Source organism: Altererythrobacter sp., from assembly GCF_050299635.1.
Lineage (GTDB): Bacteria > Pseudomonadota > Alphaproteobacteria > Sphingomonadales > Sphingomonadaceae > Erythrobacter.
The window spans coordinates 1-696 of the sequence record NZ_JBNKWF010000067.1; the positions used below are offsets into that span (position 1 = coordinate 1).

Consider the following 696-nt stretch of genomic DNA (forward strand, 5'->3'; position numbering starts at 1 on the left):
CCTGGGGCTGGATCACCTCCTTAATCGACATGTCGGTTCTTTCGTGAGTGCTCACACGCATTGCTTGATGGAAAGGAAAGCAGTGGAAGGTCCACTGGGCGAATGTTCGTGCGGGCCGGACCGAAAAGACAGGCCTGTAGCTCAGTTGGTTAGAGCGCACCCCCCTCTTAAGAAATGAAAAGGGGGTGAGGTCGGCAGTTCAAGTCTGCCCAAGGTGGGCTGTGTCGCGAAGTGGGCAATTTAGGCCTGTAGCTCAGTTGGTTAGAGCGCACCCCTGATAAGGGTGAGGTCGGCAGTTCAAGTCTGCCCAGGCCTACCAATTGGGGCCATAGCTCAGCTGGGAGAGCGCCTGGTTTGCATCCAGGAGGTCTGCGGTTCGATCCCGCATGGCTCCACCATTATTTCACTGCTTTGTCTCTGGGTTTGCTTTGTCAGTTGAGGCGAACCGTAGAGGTCAGTCAGGTGTTGTTTCGAGCCGAAGAAGTGTCATTGAGAAGTTGCGCTTCTGCAGTCAGGCAAGTGGTACGAGACAACAGCTTACTGGTTTTTACAGCCAGATGCTCTTTAACAAGATGGAAAGTAAAGTTGTAATACTGCTGATTAATTGGCGAGTGTGTATTCTAGACTGATATTGACTACATACCTGTCCGGCGTAATAAATTGTGTTGCAAAAAGAGATCCGTACTGTCTGTAAAG

The 696-nt window shown here is 51.0% G+C and carries 3 tRNA genes; all 3 read left to right on the plus strand.

Going from position 1 to position 696, the window contains the following annotated elements:
- Positions 1 to 132: 132 nt before the first annotated feature.
- The 3 genes from ACQY6C_RS14835 to ACQY6C_RS14845 all read left to right on the plus strand — a co-directional run bounded on the left by ACQY6C_RS14835 (position 133) and on the right by ACQY6C_RS14845 (position 398).
- Positions 133 to 221: transfer RNA gene (locus ACQY6C_RS14835), tRNA-OTHER, on the plus strand.
- 21 nt (positions 222 to 242) lie between these two features.
- A tRNA-Ile gene (locus ACQY6C_RS14840) sits at positions 243 to 319 on the plus strand.
- 3 nt (positions 320 to 322) lie between these two features.
- Positions 323 to 398 (plus strand) — tRNA-Ala (locus tag ACQY6C_RS14845).
- Positions 399 to 696 lie beyond the last annotated feature (298 nt).